We start from the raw sequence: 1,328 nt of genomic DNA, 5'->3' as shown, positions 1-1,328 counted from the left end.
TCAATCCCTCAAACCTAAACAAGGACGATTGAGTTTATGATGAATATCTTGTGAGAGAATATTCATTTGTACTCTAGAAAGGAGGTGATCCAACCGCAGGTTCTCCTACGGTTACCTTGTTACGACTTCACCCCAGTCGCTGATTCCACTGTGGACGGTAGCTAGTTTAGCATTCCGGCTTCGAGTGAAATCAACTCCCATGGTGTGACGGGCGGTGAGTACAAGACCCGGGAACGTATTCACCGTAGCATGGCTGATCTACGATTACTAGCGATTCCGGCTTCATGCTCTCGAGTTGCAGAGAACAATCCGAACTGGGACATATTTTATAGATTTGCTCCATCTCGCGATATTGCGTCTCATTGTATATGCCATTGTAGCACGTGTGTCGCCCTAGGCATAAGGGCCATGATGACTTGACGTCGTCCACACCTTCCTCCTCCTTACGAAGGCAGTCTATTTAGAGTGCTCGGCCGAACCGTTAGCAACTAAATACGTGGGTTGCGCTCGTTGCGGGACTTAACCCAACATCTCACGACACGAGCTGACGACAGCCGTGCAGCACCTGTCTCAACATTCTAGCAAGCTAGCACTCTCTTATCTCTAAGAGATTTGTTGGATATCAAGCCTAGGTAAGGTTCTTCGCGTATCTTCGAATTAAACCACATGCTCCACCGCTTGTGCGGGTCCCCGTCTATTCCTTTGAGTTTTAATCTTGCGACCGTACTCCCCAGGCGGTATACTTAATCCGTTAGGTGGATTACTGCCATGACTAGCATAGCAACAACCAGTATACATCGTTTAGGGCGTGGACTACCAGGGTATCTAATCCTGTTTGCTCCCCACGCTTTCACGCATTAGCGTCAGTTAAGTTCCAGTAGATCGCCTTCGCAATGGGTATTCTTCTTGATCTCTACGGATTTTACCCCTACACCAAGAATTCCATCTACCTCTCCCTTACTCTAGATTACCAGTTTCCCAAGCAGTTTAACGGTTAAGCCGTTAGATTTCACAAGAGACTTGATAATCCGCCTACGCGTCCTTTACGCCCAGTGATTCCGAGTAACGCTTGCACCCTCCGTATTACCGCGGCTGCTGGCACGGAGTTAGCCGGTGCTTATTCGTTAGGTACCGTCAGTGTTCTTCCCTAACAAAAGGAGTTTACGCTCCGAAAAGTGTCATCCTCCACGCGGCGTTGCTGCTTCAGGGTTTCCCCCATTGAGCAATATTCCCTACTGCTGCCTCCCGTAGGAGTCTGGACCGTGTCTCAGTTCCAGTGTGACTGATCATCCTCTCAGACCAGTTATGCGTCATAGCCTTGGTAAGCC

At 48.9% G+C, this 1,328-nt stretch carries 1 rRNA gene; it reads right to left on the bottom strand.

What is annotated here, in order from left to right:
• Positions 1-77 precede the first annotated feature (77 nt).
• A 16S ribosomal RNA gene (locus OFN67_RS08035) occupies positions 78-1,328 on the bottom strand; the annotation flags it as partial.

This window comes from Campylobacter sp. JMF_11 EL3 (assembly GCF_027736965.1).
GTDB lineage: Bacteria > Campylobacterota > Campylobacteria > Campylobacterales > Campylobacteraceae > Campylobacter_B.
This window is presented reverse-complemented; position numbering and strand designations above follow the sequence as displayed.